Source organism: Acetobacter garciniae, assembly GCF_017377735.1.
Taxonomy (GTDB): domain Bacteria; phylum Pseudomonadota; class Alphaproteobacteria; order Acetobacterales; family Acetobacteraceae; genus Acetobacter; species Acetobacter garciniae.
This window is the reverse complement of record NZ_JAFVMH010000007.1, coordinates 12148-31258: the sequence shown is the minus strand read 5'-3', so window position 1 is coordinate 31258 and position 19111 is coordinate 12148. Positions and strand designations below refer to the sequence as shown.

General features: G+C 66.0%; 19 protein-coding genes and 1 riboswitch. Of the genes, 18 read left to right on the top strand and 1 reads right to left on the bottom strand.

Going from position 1 to position 19111, the window contains the following annotated elements:
* Window positions 1–54: 54 nt before the first annotated feature.
* The 9 genes from J2D77_RS12860 (at window position 55) to J2D77_RS12820 (ending at window position 5927) form a co-directional block, all read left to right on the top strand.
* Window positions 55–408 carry a hypothetical protein gene (locus J2D77_RS12860; RefSeq protein ID WP_207846732.1) on the top strand — a complete coding sequence of 118 codons (354 nt, stop codon included), beginning with the start codon at window positions 55–57 and terminating at the stop codon, window positions 406–408.
* Window positions 395–1612 (top strand): baseplate J/gp47 family protein, encoded by a 1218-nt coding sequence (locus J2D77_RS12855; RefSeq protein ID WP_207846731.1) that lies wholly within the window; start codon window positions 395–397, stop codon window positions 1610–1612. Before J2D77_RS12860 ends, J2D77_RS12855 begins: the two co-directional genes overlap by 14 nt.
* Entirely contained in the window at window positions 1612–2187 is a 576-nt protein-coding gene (locus tag J2D77_RS12850) for a DUF2612 domain-containing protein (RefSeq protein WP_207846730.1), read from the top strand. The genes J2D77_RS12855 and J2D77_RS12850 overlap by 1 nt, the downstream gene beginning before the upstream one ends.
* The gene (locus J2D77_RS12845; protein WP_207846729.1) at window positions 2187–3404 is read left to right on the top strand and encodes a hypothetical protein; all 1218 of its coding nucleotides are present in this window, start codon (window positions 2187–2189) and stop codon (window positions 3402–3404) included. Before J2D77_RS12850 ends, J2D77_RS12845 begins: the two co-directional genes overlap by 1 nt.
* Window positions 3404–4066, top strand: coding sequence for a hypothetical protein (locus J2D77_RS17335; RefSeq protein ID WP_230975792.1), 663 nt, complete (start codon window positions 3404–3406; stop codon window positions 4064–4066). Before J2D77_RS12845 ends, J2D77_RS17335 begins: the two co-directional genes overlap by 1 nt.
* 68 nt (window positions 4067–4134) lie before the next feature.
* Complete coding sequence (locus tag J2D77_RS12835; protein WP_207846728.1) at window positions 4135–4617, top strand: hypothetical protein; 483 nt, start codon at window positions 4135–4137, stop codon at window positions 4615–4617.
* Between the two features lie 2 nt (window positions 4618–4619).
* The gene (locus tag J2D77_RS12830) at window positions 4620–5090 is read left to right on the top strand and encodes a hypothetical protein (RefSeq protein WP_207846727.1); all 471 of its coding nucleotides are present in this window, start codon (window positions 4620–4622) and stop codon (window positions 5088–5090) included.
* Entirely contained in the window at window positions 5087–5278 is a 192-nt protein-coding gene (locus J2D77_RS12825; RefSeq protein ID WP_207846726.1) for a hypothetical protein, read from the top strand. Before J2D77_RS12830 ends, J2D77_RS12825 begins: the two co-directional genes overlap by 4 nt.
* Before the next feature lie 88 nt (window positions 5279–5366).
* Window positions 5367–5927 (top strand): hypothetical protein, encoded by a 561-nt coding sequence (locus tag J2D77_RS12820; protein ID WP_207846725.1) that lies wholly within the window; start codon window positions 5367–5369, stop codon window positions 5925–5927.
* Window positions 5928–6108: 181 nt separating this feature from the next.
* Here the strand turns inward: J2D77_RS12820 and J2D77_RS17455 are convergent, their stop codons facing one another.
* The gene (locus J2D77_RS17455; RefSeq protein ID WP_269142557.1) at window positions 6109–6243 is read right to left on the bottom strand and encodes a hypothetical protein; all 135 of its coding nucleotides are present in this window, start codon (window positions 6241–6243) and stop codon (window positions 6109–6111) included.
* A 91-nt stretch (window positions 6244–6334) separates the two neighbouring features.
* Between J2D77_RS17455 and J2D77_RS12815 the strand changes: the two genes are divergently transcribed.
* From J2D77_RS12815 to gcvT, 9 genes are all read left to right on the top strand, one after another.
* On the top strand, window positions 6335–7138 hold the full coding sequence (locus J2D77_RS12815; RefSeq protein WP_207846724.1) for a hypothetical protein: 804 nt from the start codon (window positions 6335–6337) through the stop codon (window positions 7136–7138).
* Between the two features lie 85 nt (window positions 7139–7223).
* Window positions 7224–7550 carry a YnfA family protein gene (locus J2D77_RS12810; RefSeq protein ID WP_207846723.1) on the top strand — a complete coding sequence of 109 codons (327 nt, stop codon included), beginning with the start codon at window positions 7224–7226 and terminating at the stop codon, window positions 7548–7550.
* A gap of 127 nt (window positions 7551–7677) precedes the next feature.
* Window positions 7678–9456, top strand: a complete 1779-nt coding sequence (locus J2D77_RS12805) for a putative bifunctional diguanylate cyclase/phosphodiesterase (protein WP_207846722.1) — start codon at window positions 7678–7680, stop codon at window positions 9454–9456.
* Between the two features lie 455 nt (window positions 9457–9911).
* Complete coding sequence (locus J2D77_RS12800) at window positions 9912–10685, top strand: SDR family NAD(P)-dependent oxidoreductase (protein WP_207846721.1); 774 nt, start codon at window positions 9912–9914, stop codon at window positions 10683–10685.
* 69 nt (window positions 10686–10754) lie between these two features.
* Window positions 10755–12059 carry an RbtT/DalT/CsbX family MFS transporter gene (locus J2D77_RS12795; protein ID WP_207846720.1) on the top strand — a complete coding sequence of 435 codons (1305 nt, stop codon included), beginning with the start codon at window positions 10755–10757 and terminating at the stop codon, window positions 12057–12059.
* A gap of 103 nt (window positions 12060–12162) precedes the next feature.
* The gene (locus J2D77_RS12790) at window positions 12163–15810 is read left to right on the top strand and encodes a hypothetical protein (protein ID WP_207846719.1); all 3648 of its coding nucleotides are present in this window, start codon (window positions 12163–12165) and stop codon (window positions 15808–15810) included.
* A gap of 308 nt (window positions 15811–16118) precedes the next feature.
* Complete coding sequence (gene speD, locus J2D77_RS12785; protein ID WP_207846718.1) at window positions 16119–16586, top strand: adenosylmethionine decarboxylase; 468 nt, start codon at window positions 16119–16121, stop codon at window positions 16584–16586.
* A gap of 125 nt (window positions 16587–16711) precedes the next feature.
* Window positions 16712–17584 carry a polyamine aminopropyltransferase gene (gene speE / locus J2D77_RS12780; protein WP_207846717.1) on the top strand — a complete coding sequence of 291 codons (873 nt, stop codon included), beginning with the start codon at window positions 16712–16714 and terminating at the stop codon, window positions 17582–17584.
* Window positions 17585–17691: 107 nt separating this feature from the next.
* A riboswitch (glycine riboswitch) is annotated at window positions 17692–17781 on the top strand.
* A 155-nt stretch (window positions 17782–17936) separates the two neighbouring features.
* On the top strand, window positions 17937–19088 hold the full coding sequence (gene gcvT / locus J2D77_RS12775) for a glycine cleavage system aminomethyltransferase GcvT (RefSeq protein ID WP_207846716.1): 1152 nt from the start codon (window positions 17937–17939) through the stop codon (window positions 19086–19088).
* Window positions 19089–19111 lie beyond the last annotated feature (23 nt).

Sequence of the window (19111 nt, the reverse complement as noted above, 5' to 3'; positions counted from 1 at the left end):
CTTCCGCCTTTTCATGCAGCCGTCCTTCGGGGCGGCTTTTTTTATGGATGCCTCATGCAAACCCTGCTTCTGGACAGAACGACCTGGGACCTGGTGCTGGATGCCGGCGGCAATATCGCCGTGGCGTCGGACCCGTATTCCATCACGCAGGACGTGGCCTGCGCCGTGCGGGTTTTTGTGGGGGAATGCTGGTACGACACCGCAAAGGGCCTGGCCTATGCGGGCACCATTCTGGGGCGGGCGCAATCCGCGTCGGTCTTTCGCGCCCAGGCCCAGGCGGTGGCGCTGGCCGTGCCCGGTGTGGCCAGCGCGCGCTGCGTGCTGACAGCGCTGGGGGGCGACCGCAGGCTTGCCGGCGCCCTGCTTGTAACAACCTCTGACGGGACAACAGACAGTGTCGGATTCTAGCTCTATCGGAACCACCTCCGTTCCCGCACCCCTGTTTTCGGATACGGGCTTTGTCGCCCCCGCCCAGAGCGATATCCTGGCGGGCGTGCTGGCGGACCTGAACGCCGCGTTCGGCAATGTGCTGAACACGGACCTGTCCACGCCGCAGGGGCAGCTTGCCACCTCCTTTACCGCCGCCCTGGGCGATGCGTATGACCAGATGCTGGCCGTCTTCAACGGTGTGGACCCCGCCCGTGCGTCTGGCCGCATGCAGGACGCGATCGGCAACATCTATTTCCTGTCGCGCAAGGGGGCCACGGCTACGGTGGTCACGGTCATCTGCACGGGGGCGGCTGGTACGGTGGTGCCCCAGGGCACGCTGGTCAAGGACAGCAGCGGCAATACCTACGCGGCGGATGGCGCTGTGGTGCTGGACGGCACAGGCACGGGTGTGGGCACCTTTTCATGCACCCGGACGGGGCCCGTTCCGTGCCCGGCGCAGACCGTGGGTGTCTACCAGTCCGTGCCGGGGCTGACATCGGTCGCCAACCCGGCGGCGGGTGTCACTGGCATGGCGCAGGAAGGGCGCGTGGCGTTCGAAAAACGGCGTGCGGCCTCGGTCGCGGCGAACGCGCTGGGTTCGCTCAACGCCCTTGCCGGGGCGGTGCAGGGGGTGGAGGGTGTTACGGCCGCCTATGTGGCCGACAACAGCACGGCAGAGCCGGTCACGATCGGCGGTGTCAGCCTTGCGGCCCACAGCCTGTATGTATGCGTCAACGGCGGCACGGATCAGGACGTGGCCCTGGCCATTCTGGGCAAGAAACCGCCCGGCTGCGGCTATACCGGCACCACCAGCGTGAGTGTGAGCGACCCCAGCAGCGCCTACAGCACGCCGCCCAGCTATACCGTCACCTTCAGCCGGGCCGTGGATACGCCGCTCTATTTCGCAGTCACGCTCCGGAACAGTGCGGCCGTGCCCTCCACCGCCGCGACCGATGTGCAAGGCGCCATCCTGACGGCCTTCGCGGCCGATCCCAACGCCACCATTGGCGGGACTGTCTTTGCCAGTTCCTATTACGCTGCGGTGGCCGCACTGGGGGCCTGGGTGCAGATTATCGAGATCACGACAGGCACGACGGCAAACCCCACCGGCTTTACCACCCCCATGACGATCGGGCAGATCCCCACGCTGGAAGCGGGCTCGATCGCGGTTACGGTGTCCTGATGCGCAATATCGAACAGACGATCCTGTCGCAATACGCCAACAGCCCCAGCCTGTGCACGATGATCGCGGCATGGAACCAGGCGCTGGACCCGGCGGCACTGATCGAGCAGTGGTACACGCTGGTCTGGAATGTGCAGACGGCCCGGGGGTTCGGCCTGGACGTATGGGGGCGCATTGTCGGCGTAGCGCGCGTGCTCAGCATCAGTTCGGAGACCTATCTCGGCTTTGCCGAGGCCAATGACCTGACGGAAGGCGGGTTCGACCAGGCGCCGTGGTATACGGGCCAGGCCACCACCACCAATTTCGCCCTGTCCGACGATGGCTACCGCCAGCTTATCTACGCAAAAGCGCTGGCCAATATCGCGGACTGTTCCATTTTCTCGCTCAACCTCATCGCCATGACGCTGTTTGCGGGCCAGGGCGATGTGTGGGTGCGCGACAATGGCGACATGACCATGACCTATGTCTTCAATTTCGTGCCGACGGATGTGCAGATCAGCATCATCCAGAACAGCGGCGTGCTGCCCCGCCCGGCGGGTGTTGGCGTATCCTACGCGATCGAGAGTGCAAGCTGATGAAACAATCTGACGATCTGGGGAAGTTCGAGACCCCGGTAGGCGCGCAGGCCAGCGCGGGGGATATCGCCGCAGTCCCCGCAACACAGGCCACGCCGGGCGATGGCAGTGCCTCCATCGCCCTTGGCTTCCCGCCCGAGACCTTTATCGCCCGCGCCGCAGGCGGTGTGCCACCGCGCGGGCAGGACATGAACGGCTTTCTCAACCGTATTTCCCGCGCGCTCCAGGTGCTGCAGGCTGGCTATCTCGGCCCGTATGATGCGACATTTGCCGCCGCCATCGGGGGGTATCCGGCCGGGGCCATTGTCTCGGGCGCGGTTGCGGGCACGTTCTGGGTTTCCACCACGGATGCCAACACATCCGTTCCCGGGGTGACGGGGGCTGCGTGGCAGAGTCTGTTCGCAGGCTATATCACCCAGGCCCAGAGCGATACGCGCTACCTGCTGCTGGCGTCGGGGAAGGTGCAGGCGGTAACGGGTGCTGTCACGTTCGGTGGCGCGATAAGCGTTCCCACCGCGGCGGCGGGGGACAGTTCGGCCATGGCGGCCAGCACCGCGTTCGTGACCGCCGGCCTTACGGCGGAGGCCGCGATCCGTGCGGCTGCCGTTGCAAATGAAGCCGGCACGCGCGAATCTGTCGATAACGGGCTGGCCGCCGCCATCAGCAACGAGGCATCCCGTGCGGAGGCGGCGGAAGGCAGCCTGAACAGTGCGAAGGTCAACCGCGTTGGGGACGTAATGACCGGCCCGCTGAATATCTTTGGCCAGGGCGGCGCGGGCGAGGTCTTCGGGTATGGTGTGACATCGTCCATTAGCGCGACCAACACGGCAAAGTCGATTTTTCGCCATGTCAGCATTGCAGGGGTGGGGGATTACGCGACCATCGGGTTTGTGGACCCGACCGCTGTCTATCACGAACTGCGCTATGGTAACGATGATCGTCTCAGGACCGCGGGTGGAAATGTATTCGCGCTGACATCAGAATTACCGCTGCCGGCAAAACAGTTTATCCAGGCGTGGGTTTTCCAGGCCACAAACGGTGCGTGGGTTACGTTCCCCGTCGCATTTTCTGCCAACGCATCGGCCATCTGCATCACGACGGCGCAGGCGACGGAACGTGACGTAAGCCAGTACAACGGGACCAATGAAGGCTTTACGATCACTGTCGGCGGCACGGGCGACACCTACTACACCGCCATAGCAATAGGACCCAGATAATGACCGATACAACCGCGCTCGGCGCGATCAAGGCCGTCTATCCTGCGCAGTATTACGGGCAGTACGATACGGCACAGACCGGTGTCACGACCCTGGACGGCGTGCTGGACGTATGGAACGGCGTGAATGTGTCCGGCAACCCTGTCAACATACTGGAACTGCCTGCGGCAACCGCACTGGTGCCGCTGACGGCGGCGCAGTTCGCACTGGCCGCGCAGGCGTCCAATATCTGGGTGCAGGCGGGGGTACTGCTGTACCCGGCCCGCTATTACGCCAATTACGATACGGCTGCCGCGCAGCCGACCATTGTCACCGGCTGGTACGATACGTGGGGAATGTCCAGTATCGCAAATGCACCGGCGGCCTCGGCCATGATCGCGGTTTCCGCCACGGACTGGGGCAATACGGCCTTTCGGGTATCGCCGGGAAAAGGCGTGCAGAACGGGGCGATTATCGACTATACCCCGCCCCCGGCCCCCATCCCGCTGGCCACACAGGCGGCGACAGCGCTTGCCGCGGCCCGAACCTATGTCACCAACACCTACACCATGCTGAACGAGGCCACGCCCGATGCCTGGGTGACCTATCTCAAGGCGTTGATGGCCATTGCAGGGGGCACAGACACGACCAGCACCGCGCTGCCCGCCGCCCCCGCAAGCTGAACCCCCTATTCCCAAAAACCGCTGACCCGGCCGCCATGAGGCGGCTTTTTTTATGTCCGGAGGCCAGAATGACCGAACCCCCCGGCACGCCCGACCCGGGCCTGCCCAACACCGATATGCCCAACACGGATAGATCCGGCCCCCGGCCGCAAGTTTCGGATCCGTCCCGCCGGGCCGGGCCTGTTCCCAATACGCCTGGCCATGGCGCACCCGCCCCGGAACGCGGCGACCGGGACGAAGGGGCCCCCGACATGTTCGCGCGCAACCCCGTCGCGCCTGACATGGCGGGGTCCGGGGCTGGCATGCAGGGTAGCGCGCGGCCTGCATCCGCGGCGTCCACATCCCTCGATCGGGATATCGGGCGGCTTGAAGGGCGTGTGGATTCCCTGGAACGGGCGGTCGAAAGGCTGGAAAATTCCGTCAATGGCCTGCTGCGGATTATCGATTTCGCCAAAAACGGCATTCGGCTGGTTTATGCCGCCATCGGGCTGATCGGGGTCGATGGCGTGGTGCGCGCCGTTTCGGTTCTTGCGCATCTGTCGGGGCATTGAGCATGAGCGGGCTCGACCTCGGCCAGTTCAAGGCGTTGATCGTGCGGCCAACGCTGGGGGTGCTGGGGCTGGACGGGCCGGCGGCCATCAACCTGCTGGCGGGCACCGCCCTGGCCGAAAGCGGGCTGACGTTTCTCAGCCAGATCGACGGCCCGGCATTGGGCGTGTTCCAGATGGAACCCGCCACACATGATGACTGCTGGGCGCGTTTTCTGCCCGCCCGCCCGGCCCTGGCGGCCTCTGTCCGGGCCATTGCGGGCACGGCTACGCCCCGGGCCGGGCTGATGGTGTCCAGCCTGGCCTATGCCTGCGCCATGGCGCGCATCACCTATTACCGCGCGCCGGGCCGGTTGCCGCAAGCCCATGACGCCGCAGGGCTGAGTGCGTACCACAAGCAATACTACAACACCGCGCTGGGTGCGGCCAATGCCCGCCGGAATACGCAATTTTTCCAGAAAGCCATAGACGCATGAACGATACCGCCACCACGCTGGGGCTGTTTGCCTCGCTCGCCGTAACCCTGTGCGCCATTATCGCGCGGTTCTGGCCCCGGCCGAAAACAAATGGGGCCTGGCTTCAGCTTTACCTGCTGGTCAATGCCGTGGCCCAGAATGGCGGGCACGCCACCAACGCGGCTGACGTGGCCGCCAGAAAATCCTGATCGCGGGCGCACAGCCAGCACCCCGCCCGCCCATGGCCGCATCGCCGGGCGGGAGGGGGGAATTTTTTCCATGGATGGAGATTTTTGAATGACTTTTTCCCGCCGCGCAGTCCTGCGCCATGGCGCGCAGCTTGGCGTGCTTGGGGCGGCCACCGCACTGGCCGCGTGTACCGTTACCACCTCGGGCACCACCACGACCCTGACACTGGATGTGGCGAAGGTGAAAACCTATGGCCAGGCCGGGCTGAATGCGGCGGCGACCGTCATGGGGTTTCTGGCCCCCATTCCTGCCCTGGCCCCTTATGCGGCGGGTGTGCAGGCGGCATGTGCCGGGTTGTCGAAGGCGCTCGATGCGTTTTCGGCCGCCGTGGGGCCAGCCCTTGCCGTGTCCTATGACGATGCGACATGCAGGACGCTGGTCAATTCCATTCTTTCGGATATGGGGGCGCTGTCATCGGCCATGACGGCTGCGATCCAGGGCAGCGGGACACTGCTTTCGGCCACGGTCGGGGCGGATGCGACAACCGCGCTGAACGCGCTGGATACGTTGATCGATCTGTTCAGGGGTGTGCTGGGTCTTGCAGGCGACCGTGCCAGGGCATCGCCGCGCATGACCGAAGCCCAGGCCCTGGCGGTACTGGGCGAATAAAAGTTTTTGGCGAAGCTTTTTCCAAAAAGCTTCTGGGAAATTTACCTTTTTAAAAAAGTCGACACCCGAAAACTTTTATTTACCGGCCGGTTTTTTTTATGGGTCTTGCAGACGGCCGCCCACTCCGCTGTTCCCAAGGCCCCTCACACCCGTGCAAGGGGCCTTGGGTCAGGCAGGGTTTTTACCAGCGCCCGTCGCGGTGGCGGTCACCGTCGCGGTAATAACCGTCCCGGTGGTGGTCCCTGTCATGGTAATGCCCGCAGCCGGACAGCAAGCACGTGACCAGTAGCAGGCCAATACTGCTCAGTTTAAACATAGCGCACCTCCTTTATGTCATGCCGTGACAGTGTAACGCCAAATCTGGCGTAAAGTTGGCGGTGCGTGGGGAATTCGACAAAGGAACAGCCATGCAGAACGGAACGGGCGCGCGCAGGCTCGGCTGCCTGCCGGCGCGCGTGCTGCTCCGCCAGCCGCGCCTTGCGGGCCTGCGCATGATGCAGGCCCTGGCCCCGCCCAGCCTGCCGCGCACGGGCATAGACCCCGCACCACTGATGCTGGGCAACGACACGCTGGGCGATTGCACCAGTGCGGGGCTGGGCAACGCCATCCGGGCCGTGGCCGCGCTGGGCGGGTATCAGGTCGCGGTGACGCAGGCCGACGCCATCCGCTTTTACGCCGCCAGCACGGGCTACAGCCCCGCCAACCCCGCGAGCGATCTGGGCGGGGTGGAGGTGGACGTTCTGGCCTATGCCGCCCGGCACGGCTTTGCCCTGGGCACGCAAAGCCTGTTTCCCCTGTGGGGCAGTGCGGACCCGGCCGACTTCAATGCCCTGCGGCTGGTCATGGCCGGGCTTGGGGTGGCGTATCTGGGGGTGCGGCTGTCGGTCTCGGACCTCAACCGGGTGGAGGCCAGCAACGGGGCCTGCGTGCTGGATGTGGGGGGCATTGGCTGGGGGGACACGACTCCGGGCAGTGCCGGTGGGCATTGCCTGCTGGCCTGGGCGTATGACGGCACGGCCCCCCGGGATTGCGTGACCCTGCTGAGCTGGGGCAGCACTGCCACGCGCTGCACCTGGCGCTGGCTTGCCAGCCGTATCATGGAAGCACACGGCCTGCTGTGGCCGCAACTGGCGCTGGCGAACGGTTATTACCCCACCGGCCCGGATATCGCGACCCTGCGGGCCGATAATGCGGCCCTGCTTGCGGGGTAGCCATGCGGGCGGCATTGTGGGGCCGGACAGGATGGATAACGCTACGGATCATCCGGCGGATGGAAGGGTAAAGGCAGATGCAGGCATGATGACGGGCCTTGTTTATGCGGCGGCGGCCTTGTGCGAGATCGGAGGGTGCTTTGCGTTCTGGGCATGGTTGCGGCTTGGCAGGTCCCCCCTGTGGCTCATGCCCGGCTGTGTCTCCCTTCTCGCGTTCGCAAGCCTTCTGACCCTGGTGCAGGTCGATGCGGCGGGGCGGGCTTTCGCGGCGTATGGCGGTATTTACATCGTCGCCTCCTGCCTGTGGGGCTGGCTGGTCGAAGGCGTCGTGCCCGACCGGTGGGACATGGCGGGGGTGGCGCTGTCGCTGGCGGGGGCCGCGGTCATCATGTTCGGGCCGCATCAGTCCTGAATGCTGCGCCACGGGAACAGGCGCGCCGGGCACGCCTGCCATGATGAAGATATTATGAAAGTGTTATGAGAACGTGACCGACGTGTTCTATACAGGGATGGATCCTTAATTTGAGCCAGACCTGTAAATGACCCCACATGACGCTTCAGGACATCACCCCGGCGGGCCCGTGCCGCCTAGTACCGATGCCCTGAATGGCGCCACCCTGGAACCCGCGCAGTTCCTGCGCATGCTCGACCAGATTCCCGTCGCGGTAATGATGCTCGATGCCGCGACGCTGCGTATTTCCTATATCAACGAGACATCGAAAAAGACGCTGGAGCAGATCCGCGATCTCCTGCCCGTGCCGGTCGAAAGCCTGATCGGCGCGAATGTCGATATCTTTCACAAAAACCCCGCCCATCAGCGTGCCCTGCTGGCGGACCCCCGAAACCTGCCCCATCGCGCGCGCATCCGCCTAGGGGATGAAATCCTCGATCTCATGATCTCCAGCATTACCGGGACGGAGGGGGATTATATCGGCCCCATGCTGACCTGGTCGCTGGTGACGGCACAGGTCGAGGCGGAAGAGCGCATTGTCCAGCTCGCCTGTTTCGATACGCTGACGGGGCTCAAGAACCGGTCCGCCTTTTTCGACGATCTGAGCACCACCCTGGACCAGACCCGCCTGGCCGAAAGCCCGCAGGTTCATGCCCTGCTGTTTGTCGACCTGGACGGTTTCAAGTTCGTCAACGACACATACGGCCATGCCACCGGCGATTTGATGCTCAAGACCGTGGCCGATGTGCTGCGCGATATCTGCGACGTGCATGGCGCCTCCCTCGGGCGGATCGGGGGGGATGAATTCGCGGTACTCGTGCCCTCCACCTCGGTCGAGACAATCGACGCGCTGACCACAAAGGTGATCGCAACCCTCGAACGCCCGTTTACGCTGCCCCAGGGCCTGCAACACCAGATCGGGGCGTCGATCGGGGTGGCCTATTCGCCCGAACACGGGGTGGACCCCACCTTGCTGCTCTCCCGCGCGGACATGGCGCTGTATGCCGCCAAGAACGCCGGCAAGGGCACGGCCCGCGTTTTCACGCCTGAAATGGAAACCCGCATGCAGATGCGCGCCAGCCTTGAAGGCATGCTGCGCGAAGCCTTTGCCCAGCGGCGCGACCTGTTCGTGTTCTACCAGCCGATCATCGATCTCAAGACCGGCAATGTCGTCTCGCGCGAGGCGCTGCTGCGCTGGTACAACCCCGTACAGGGCTGGATTTCCCCCGCCGATTTCATTCCCGTGGCCGAAGAAACCGGGCTGATCTACGAACTGGACGAATTCGTGCTGGCCACCGCCTGCGCGGAAGCCGCCACCTGGGAGGACGAGGTCACGGTGGCGGTCAATGTCTCCGCCGCCAGCCTGGGGCTGAACCGCCTGCCCACAGCGATCGGCCGCGCCCTGGCCGAAGGCGGGCTGCCCGCCGCCCGGCTGAATGTGGAAGTGACCGAAACCGCGCTGATGCAGGGCGGCGCCGAAGCCCTGCGCGACCTGGAGGCCATTCGCGCCATGGGGGTCGCCATCTGCCTGGACGATTTCGGCACCGGGTTTTCATCGCTGGCGCATTTGCGTTCCTTCCCCTTCGACAAGATCAAGATCGACGGCTCCTTCGTGCGCGATGGCGACAAACGCGCGGATTGTGACGCCATTGTCAGCGCGCTGGCCCAGCTTGGCCTGACCCTTGGGGTGGATACGGTGGCCGAAGGGGTGGAAACGGCGCAGCAATACCAGCGGATCAAGGCCGAAGGCTGCACCCAGGCCCAGGGCTTCCTGTTCGGCCGCCCCCTGCCCGGAGATACCGATGTCACCCGGGTGGGCGAACTTGTGGCGGCCCATAAAAGCGGGGCGGGCCAGGCCAGTCCGTAACCTTATGCGCCCCTAACCACCCCGTAACGCGGCGGGGCGCAACAGCCACCCGCTGGCACCATCCGGCAGGAACGACCAGCCCCGCCTTTTTTGCCGCCGGGTGGTCGGGTTGCCCGGCCTGTCGTTGCCCCGCCGCTGCCCCGTCGCGCCGCATGTTTCTTCCCGGCTTTGGATCGGTCGGTCGGGGTGCTGGCGCGCAGGATCGGGCGCATAAAAGTGGGTGGGATGGCAGGGGCTGCGATTACTATTCCCGTGGGTCATAGCAGGCGGCCCAAAACTCTCTTTCACCGCATATCCAAAAATGGCCACTCTGACGCATCGCCCTGTGGCCGGGCAGACTGTCCTTTTGGGTGACAGGCAGAATATCGCCACCGCAATAATTTTACGCACCGGATTATTGTGACGACACCGGGCGATATCCCTGCCGTTCCTGCGGATATACATGGAGATCGCGTGTGAAGCTGACAAACAAGGTGGCCCTGGTGACGGGTGCCGCCCAGGGGATCGGGCTTGCCTGTACCGAACGCCTGGTAGCCGATGGCGCCAGGGTGCTGATGGTCGATATCGACGAGACCCATCTGCGCGCACAGGCTGCCCATCTGGGCGAAAGTGTTGCCGTTCTGGCGGCTGATCTGGGCTGCATCGACAAGGAAGGGGCGAATGCCATCGTCCAGGCCGCCATCACGGCCTTCGGGCGGCTGGATATTCTGCTCAACAATGCCGGCATCATGCATCTGGACGATTTTGTTGCCTATCCGGAAGAAGCCTTCGACGCGATCATGGCGGTCAACGTCAAGGCGCCCTTCCTGCTGGGGCAGGCGGCGGCCCGTGCCATGATCGCCCAGGGGGAGGGCGGCAGTATCATCAACATGTCCTCGACCAATGCGATCCTGGTCAATCCCGCTTCCACCGCCTACGAGGTTTCCAAGGGTGCGATCAAGCAGTTGACCGCGGTCATGGCCGCCGGCCTGATCCAGCATGGCATTCGTGTTAACGCCATCGGGCCGGGTACCATCCTGACCGATATGGTGAAAAAATCGCTGATGGTGAATGCAGGCCAGGAGGACATGATCCTTTCGCGCACGCCTATCGGGCGCTGTGGCGAACCCGCCGAAGTGGCCAGCGTGGCCTCCTTCCTGGCCAGTGACGATGCATCCTATATCGTCGGGCAGACCATTTATGTCGATGGCGGGCGGCTTATCCTGAACTACACCACATCGAAAACATAACGTGTTGCCTATGGTTTTTTCCATGCCCTGCCTGCCCTGCGGGGGCAGGGGGCAATGACTGGCCGGGGCGTGTCGCGCGCAGTCCCGGCCGGTCATGCGGGCAGGGATGGCGGCACGAATGGTGGCGCGGATGCGGGCATTGCCACAGGCGTGCGCATGGTGTGGGGCCTGCCGCTGGTGCTGGGCTGGGGCTATCTGGCGGTCATCCTGTTCATGACGGGGGACGGGATAGAGGTCACGTTCCTGTCGCGCTACGTGACCGATATCGGTTTTTCCGCGCGGGATGCGGCGTTGCTCTTTTCCGCCTTCGGGGCGACGGCGGCTGTTTCGGGCTGGCTGTCGGGCATTCTGGCCGAAGTCTACGGCCCGCGCCGCGTCATGATGGTGGGGGCTGCGTGGTGGGTGGTGTGCCAGGCGGCGTTTCTGAAATTCGGCATAGAAGCATCCAGTTTCAACAGGATGCTGCTGTTCTACGCCTTGCGCGGCTTTGCCCATCCGCTGTTCTTTTACGCGTTCTTCCTGCGGGTGGTGCAGGTTACGCCCACGGCGCGGCTGGCTTCCGCGCTGGGCTGGCTGTGGTCCGTCTTTACGATCGGCTATGGTGTTGCCGCGACCTTTATCGCAGGCATGGCCATCCCCCGTTTCGGGGTGGTGCCCACCTTGTGGATGTCCCTGCTGTGGATCATGGCCGGCGCATTGGTGGCCTTTTGTGGGCTCGGTTCGGGTACGACGGCGGGCAGGGGCCGGGCCGCGTCGTGGATGGCGCTGCGCCAGGTGTTCGCCGCCCTGCCGGTTATTGTAAAAAACCACGATATCGCCATCATGTTTTTCCTGCGTATCGTCTCGAACCTGTCGCTGTACGGCTTTCCCGTCGTCATGCCGCTTTTCTACACATCGGCGCAGGGCGGCTTTACCATGGCGCAATGGATGATGGTTTACGGCGTGTATTTCTTCATCCAGCCTTTCGGGAACGTGGCATGGGGGCTGATCGGCGATCGGATCGGGTGGATCAGGCAGATCCGCTGGGTGGGGTTTTTCGGCTGCGCCGTCACCACGCTGCTTTTCTATTACGTGCCGTTTTACGCACCGGGGAACATGGTTCTGGCGACAGCGGCCGCAGCATTGGCCGCTGTGACGGTAACGTCGTTCGTGGCCATCAGCGCACTGTTTCCAGCCCTTGTGCCCGCGCATAGGGGTGGTGCGCTTTCCATCCAGAATCTTGGCGGCGGGCTGAGCAATTTTCTCGGCCCGACAATTGCCGCCATGCTGGTCACGCAATGGGGCGTGCAGGGCGTCATATGGGCTTACGCGGGGTTGTATGTGCTGGCGGGTGGCCTGTCGTTTTTCCTGCGGTTCAGGCAACCCGGCCTGTAACGCGACGGGCGGCCTGTGCGGTCTCGGCCCACAGGTAGAGCAGGCAGGGCCTTGCGCGGCACCCGCTCTGGAAAAACGCGCTGGCCTGCTCTAGCGTGCCCCCATGCGTCCAACTTACCTTGCGCTTGTCCTCTCACCCCCGTTCCGTTCGCCGGTGACCACCTGCGCGCCTGGACTTTCCCCCCGCCCTGCCACACGCCCCATCCAAGGTTCCGCCCCAGCCGGGCCTGCGGCTTCGGCCCCCACCCGGCTTGCGGCTTTTGCCCTGGCGGGCTGCGTTTTTGTGGCCTGCCTGCCCGTTCCCGCCCTGGCGGTAAGCCACGGCCACCGTCCTGCCACGGCGCGCAGGGCCGCCGGGCGCACGGTGGCGGACACAGATCCCGACAGGCAGGCCGGGCCGGGGCTTTTCATCCCGTGCGATGCGGCGACGGGCCTGGCCGTGTTCCGTTCGGGCGATACGCTGGTATTTGTGGCGGACCGCCCTCTGCCGCACGCAGCCCGCCTGACCGGCTGGCCCCAGCCCGCCGATAGCGCCCTGCAAAGCGTGGTGCTGGACAGCGCCACCCTGTTCCGCCTGGCCTTGCCCGCCCCGGTGCAGGATGTCGCGCTGAGCCACGACCCCGACGGCTGGCATGTGCGCGTGCATCTGGCTGGCCCGCACGCTTTCGCGGGCTCGTCTTCGCCGCCACCACCGCCTGTATCGCCGCAGGCCGCACCGTCTGGGTCGCGGTCGGCCCCCCCGCTGGCGGAGGTCGCACTGCCCGGTCATGTCGTCTTTACCGGGGTGGGGCCCGGCCATGTGCTGGACCTGCCCGATCCCGCATCGGGCGCGCGGCTACTGGTTGCGACCTCCACAGGGGTAACGGGGGCGGTACCTGCCGCGCGCGCGGCGGTGGGGTACAGCCTGCGCCCGTCGTGGCAGGGTGTGGTGGTGGCGGCGGATTCCGAACAGATCACCCTGCGCGAGACCTCACGCGGGCCCGATATCCAGGCCGTGGCCATGGACCCGCTGCCGGTGGGGCAAGCGCTTGCCAGTCACCCCGGCGCGCAGGGACAGGACCGGGTCTGGCTGGGGCTGGATACGCCCCCGCCTGCCGGTACAGGTGCCGCGAGTGGCACCCTGGACGCCGCCCGGCAGGACTGGCTACGGGCCCATGCAGCGCTGCTGGCCGCAGTGACGGCCCCTGTCCGTCCGCCCGCGCAGGCCAGCAAGCCCGCCGCCAAGCCCACCCCTGTGCCCCCCGCCCCGCCAGATCCGGCCACGCCACAGGACGATCCGCAGAATACCGCCCCCCCGCCGGAGGACGCCCCGCCAACCCCATCCGACGCCCCGTCGGGCGAGACCGGGGCGGACAGCGCCGCCCCCGCCAGCCCCGACGCTCCGGCGGATGCACCGGATGCCTCGGCGGGGGATGATGGCGGTTCCGTCTCTTTCTCCCAGCAGAACCCGGGTGACGCTGGGGCTACCGTGCAGGAGGACAGCCCCCAGCCCGACGCCCCGGCGCAGGACGGCCCGGTGGCGGTCACACCCCCCGGCCAGACGGGAAATGCCGAAAATGCCGATAGCCGCAGCGCGGAGGGACAGACTGAAGACAGGCAGCCCGAAGGCACGCAAACCGCAGGCCAGCAGGCCCCAGACGGGCAGGTCGCAGACAGGCAGGCTCAAGACAGCCACATCCAGGACGGGCATGCCCCCGACGGGCAGGCGAAGGATGGGCAGGCCACGACCGGCCAAGCCATGGACCGCCGCGTCACGGACGGGCAGGGCGGAACCGGGCAGGTCGATACGCCTCGCGCTACCTCCGGCACTACGGGGGCGGACAGGGCCCCATCGGGCGTTTCGTCCCCGGCGCTGGAGCCCGTTCCATCCTGGCCTGTGCGGATCACCGCCGCGCGGGAGGCTTTAGCCCTGGGCCTGGTGCAGGAAAGCTGGCTGCTGCTGCGCGACCTGCCCATGCCCGTGCCCGCGACACCCCCGCTGACCCCCTTGCCCGGGCGGGGCGGAGTGCGCGGGGGGAATACGTCATGGGGGGCCGATACGCCCCAGAGCCTGGCCCTGCTGCGGGCGTGTGCGGCCCTGCTGGCGGGGCAGACGGAAGCTGCGCGCCCGCTGGCGGATGCGGATATCCGCCTCGGCCCGGAATGGGAGCTATGGCGCGCCCTGTACCAGATGCAGGCCGGTTCCGACAGCACGCAGACCGCCATTCTGCTGGCGCGCAATCTTGCACGGTTGCAGGCTTATCCCGCCCCCGTGCGCGACCTGCTGGCCCCGCGCGTTGCACAATATATCGCCCGGTTCGGCCCGCAGGCGGCCCGGGCAGTTCTTTTTACATTGCCTGATGACGGGACATTCGCCCTCGCCCAGGGCCTGCTGGCCTGGCGGGAAGGGCAGGAAGACACCGCCCGCGCCATGTTCGAACGCCTTGCCGGGGCCGAAACCGCCGCCACAGCAGCGTATGCGCGCGCGGCGCTGGTGGGGCTGATGCTCGGCCAGGACCAGATTTCCCCCGCCATGGCGGCGGATGCCTATGCGCAACTGCTCGGCATGCCCACGGGTGGCCGGGCTTCGCACACGGCGCAGGCCCACCCGGCGGCCCGGGCAGGGCATGGGGCCACCCCCGACATGGCGGGGGCCGGCATGGGGGGAGGCACCGGTGTTGCCGGGCCGGATGCCGCCATACGGCTGGATTATGCGCAGGCCCTGGTGCAGGCGGGCAAAATACCCGCCGCCATGGCCGTGCTGGCGGGGCTGACACCGGGCGAACAGACCCCGACCGACCGGATCGAAGCCGCATGGCGCGCGGCCCTGTATGCGCTGGTGTTCGGCCTGGGCGAACAGGCCGATAAAGGGGGGGATACAGGCCGGGGTGGCATCGCGCCCCCGGTGGGGCAAAGCCTGCCCGCACCGTCCGCCATCCAGCTTGACCTGGTGCGCGAAAACCTGCCCCGCCTGACGGATGGCCCCGCCAAGGCCAAGCTGCTGGCCGGGTATGGCCGCCAGCTTCTGGCCGCAGCCCGCGATGCCGGGCAGGAAGACGGGCTTGAGACCGAGCAGGCACCCGGCGCCAATGCCGATACGGGCCACCAGACGGGCCATCAGACGGGCCCGCAGTCGGGTCGGGGCGCGGGCAAGACCCCGGGCCCTGAAGCAAATCCTGCCCTTTCGCGCGATGGAGGGCAGGCCGCAAAACTGTTCGCCCAGGCCGAAAGCCTGAGTGCCGAACCCCTGATGCGTGCGGATAGTGCGGAGCTTGTGGCGCGCGCGGCCCTGGATTCGGGGCAGGTGGCGCTGGCGCGTGCGGCCCTTGAGCGGGGTCTGCTGCCCGACCTGCCGCCAGATCTGGCCGCCCGCCGCCGGTATGACGAGGCCCGGCTGGCCGCGATCACCGGCAATACCGCCGGCGCCCTGCTGCTGCTGGGCGAAGACGAATCGGATGCAGGGCTGGACCTGCGCGCGCGCCTGCATGAACGGGCCGGGCAATGGGCGCAGGCCGTGCTGGTGCTGGGCAGGCTGTGCAGCCGCGCCTTGCCCGAAAGCGGGGCACTGACCGCCACCCAGCGTGGCCTGGCGCTGCGCCTGGCACGTGACGCCGTGAACGCGAACGACCCGGACACATTGCGCCGCCTGCGCGGCTGGGTGGCGGGCCGCGTGGACCTGCCCCGCCCCGTCACCCTGCCCGCGCAACCTGCCGGGGTCGCCCGGCCCACGCCCGCAGCCGTGGCCGGGGGTGCGACCAAAGGAACACCCTAGCAAACCCGCAGACACGCCCCGCATGGCGTGTCTTGTCGGGGCACCCCTGTTGGCGGCTATTCCCGCGCTGCTGGCCTGTGTGCCGCCCGGTACTTGCGCGGTGGCACTTTATTGTTGCCCCCGCCGGGGTCCTGCCGGGTTCCCCGCGGGCTTCCCCGCTGGTATCCTGCTTGTGCCGTGTTGTGAAAAAACGATGAAACGGCGCATTTATTGCTTGCAATGGCGGATATAAGGCCCTAGTTAGCGCGCTCTTGGCCCAAGGGGGCGATCCCGCCCAACAGGCTGTCTACTGGTTTGGGGGTACGTCAATGAACGCACTTGCTCAACTGGGGATGGTCTCGGAACTCCCGAGCAATAACCAGGCATTTTCATCTCCGCTCTCGTCCGCTGACGAAGAACGTAAAGACTACTTTGTCGAAAAGAACGGCGAGAAATTTGCAGGAACGCACCTGCTTATCGATCTGTGGGGTGCGATCAACCTGGACGATCCGCAAAAGATCGACCAGACCCTGTGCGAAGCGGCGGTGACCGCGGGGGCCACGATCCTGCACAGCCATTTCCACCATTTCACGCCCAATGGCGGCGTGTCCGGCGTGGTGGTGCTGGCTGAAAGCCATATTTCCATCCACACTTGGCCCGAACGCAGCTTTGCGGCGGTGGATATCTTCATGTGTGGCGCGTGCGATCCGCATCTGGCCATTCCGGTCATGCAGCGTCTGTTCCAGGCCAAGCGGCTTGAAGTGAACGAGGAACGTCGCGGCCGCGTCGCGGCGTAAGCCACGGGGGCCCGGGTTTGTGGCCGGGCCTGTCTTGAACAATGCAGATCATTAATTTTCCGGTGGGAACTGGCTTCGCCCAAGAGGGTGAGGCCAGCCCTGTCGCGTGTTGCGGGATGGCAGTCATGGCTGAAACATGGATTGAAGAAACCCTGTACGACAACTGGGGCCAGCGGTTCCGCGTCATGACCGAACTGGCGCGCGTGCGCAGCCCGTTCCAGGACATTGTCGTGTTCGAAAGCGAATCCCACGGGCGGGTACTGCTGCTGGACGGCGTGGTGCAGATTACCGAACGTGACGAATTCGTGTACCAGGAAATGCTGACCCATGTGCCGCTGTTCAGCCACCCCGACCCCAAGAAGGTGCTGATCATCGGCGCGGGGGATGGTGGCGTGCTGCGCCGCGTGCTCGAACATCCCGGTGTGGAAAAAGCCGTGATGGTGGAAATCGACGGCGCGGTGATCGAGCTTTCCAAGCAGTTCCTGCCCGCCATCGCAGGCGATGCCTGGACCGACCCGCGTGCGGACGTGATCGTGGGTGACGGGATCGACTACGTGGCCCGCGCGGCCGATGCGTCGTTCGATGTCATTATCGTCGACAGCACCGACCCGATCGGCGTGGGCGAAGTCCTGTTCACGGATTCGTTCTACGAACATTGCGCGCGGGTGCTGACAGCCCGGGGCCTGATCGTGAACCAGTGCGGCGTGCCCTTCATGCAGGCCGAGGAACTGTACGAAACCAGCCTGCGCCGGGCCAAGTTCTTCGCGCATGTGTCGGCCTATGTGGCGGCGGTGCCCACCTATGTCGGCGGGTTCATGACGCTGGGCATTGCCTCCAAGGGGGGTGCCCTTGCAGGCCAGGACGTGGAAGTGGTGCGCAAGCGTGCGACGGCCGCGGGGATTGCGGGGCGGACCCAGTACTGGACGCCCGAAATCCATGTGGGTGCCTTCAACCTTCCGCCCTATATCGCGCGCCACCTGCCCACCGCCAGGGACTGAACTTCCTTTAGCCCCCTTTCGGCCCCGCGCATCCTTTGCGGCCTGTTCATGGCTGCGCAAAGGGCGCGGGTGCCGATTGACTCGGGGTTGAAATAATGCGACTCTCGATGTCGCGCAGAGGGAGAGACCGGCCTTGTGTCGGCGCCGAAGGAGCAACCGCCCCGGAAACTCTCAGGCAAAAGGACCCTGCGCGCAAAACTTCTGGAGAGAGGTGCCAAGTCGCACCCGCCGACGGGATAGCGATCTCAGGCACAGGCACAGAAGGGGCAGCGGATGATCCGGTCCCGCACCCCTGTTTGACCCCGGCCTGACCGGCCGGGTGGGTGTCGGGCCTTTCCTGAAGGCTGCGCGCATGGACACCACTGCTCTGCTCCACACTCCCCTTTATGACTGGCATATGCGCCATGGCGGCAAGATGGTCCCGTTCGCGGGCTATGCCATGCCGGTGCAATACCCCGACGGCATCATGGCCGAACACCGCCACACGCGTGAGCAGGCTGGGCTGTTCGATGTCTCGCATATGGGCCAGGTGCGTATTACGGCGCGTTCGGGCAACGTGGCGGATGCCGCAGCCGCCCTCGAACGGCTGGTGCCCGCCGATATCGTGGCCCTCAAGCCTGGGCGGCAGCGCTACACGCAGTTCACCAACCCCGCAGGCGGCATTCTGGATGACCTGATGGTCACCAGGCTGGAAGATACGCTGCTGCTGGTGGTGAATGCGGCGTGCAAGGCGGCGGATATCGCGCATCTGCGCGCGGGGCTCGCGGCCGATTGCGATGTGGACGTGCTTGAAGAGCGCGCCCTGATCGCCCTGCAAGGCCCCAAGGCGGAAGACGCGCTGGCCGCCATTCTTGCCCCCGCCGATGCCACGACCCTGCGCGCCATGGCGTTCATGGATGTGCGTGCGCTGCCGGTGGTGGGTGCGGACTGCGTGATTTCGCGCTCCGGCTATACGGGGGAGGACGGGTTTGAAATCTCCATTCCCGCCAGTGCGGCGGTGGCCCTGGCTGATGCGCTGATCGCGCAGCCGCAGGTCAGCCCCATCGGGCTGGGTGCGCGCGACAGCCTGCGGCTGGAAGCCGGGCTGTGCCTGTATGGCGCGGATATCGATGAAACCACCACCCCGATCGAAGCCGGGCTTGAATGGTCGATCCAGAAAAGCCGCCGTGCGGGCGGGGTGCGTGCCGGGGGCTTTCCGGGGGCGGAGATCATTCTTGCCCAGCTTGCCCAGGGTGTAACCCGTCTGCGCGTGGGCCTGCGGCCCGAAGGCCGGGCCCCGGTGCGCGGTGGCGCCCCCCTTTACACGACCGACAGCTTTGCCGATGGCATCGGGCGCATTACCTCGGGCGGTTTCGGCCCGACGGTGGAAGCCCCGGTGGCCATGGGCTATGTCGCCACGCCGCATGCGGCTGCGGGCACGCGCGTGGTGGCCGAACTGCGTGGCCGCGCGGTGCCCTGCACCGTCAGCGCGCTGCCTTTTGTCCCGGCGGGTTTTAGGCGCTAAGGGTTGACGGGCCTGCTCCCTTT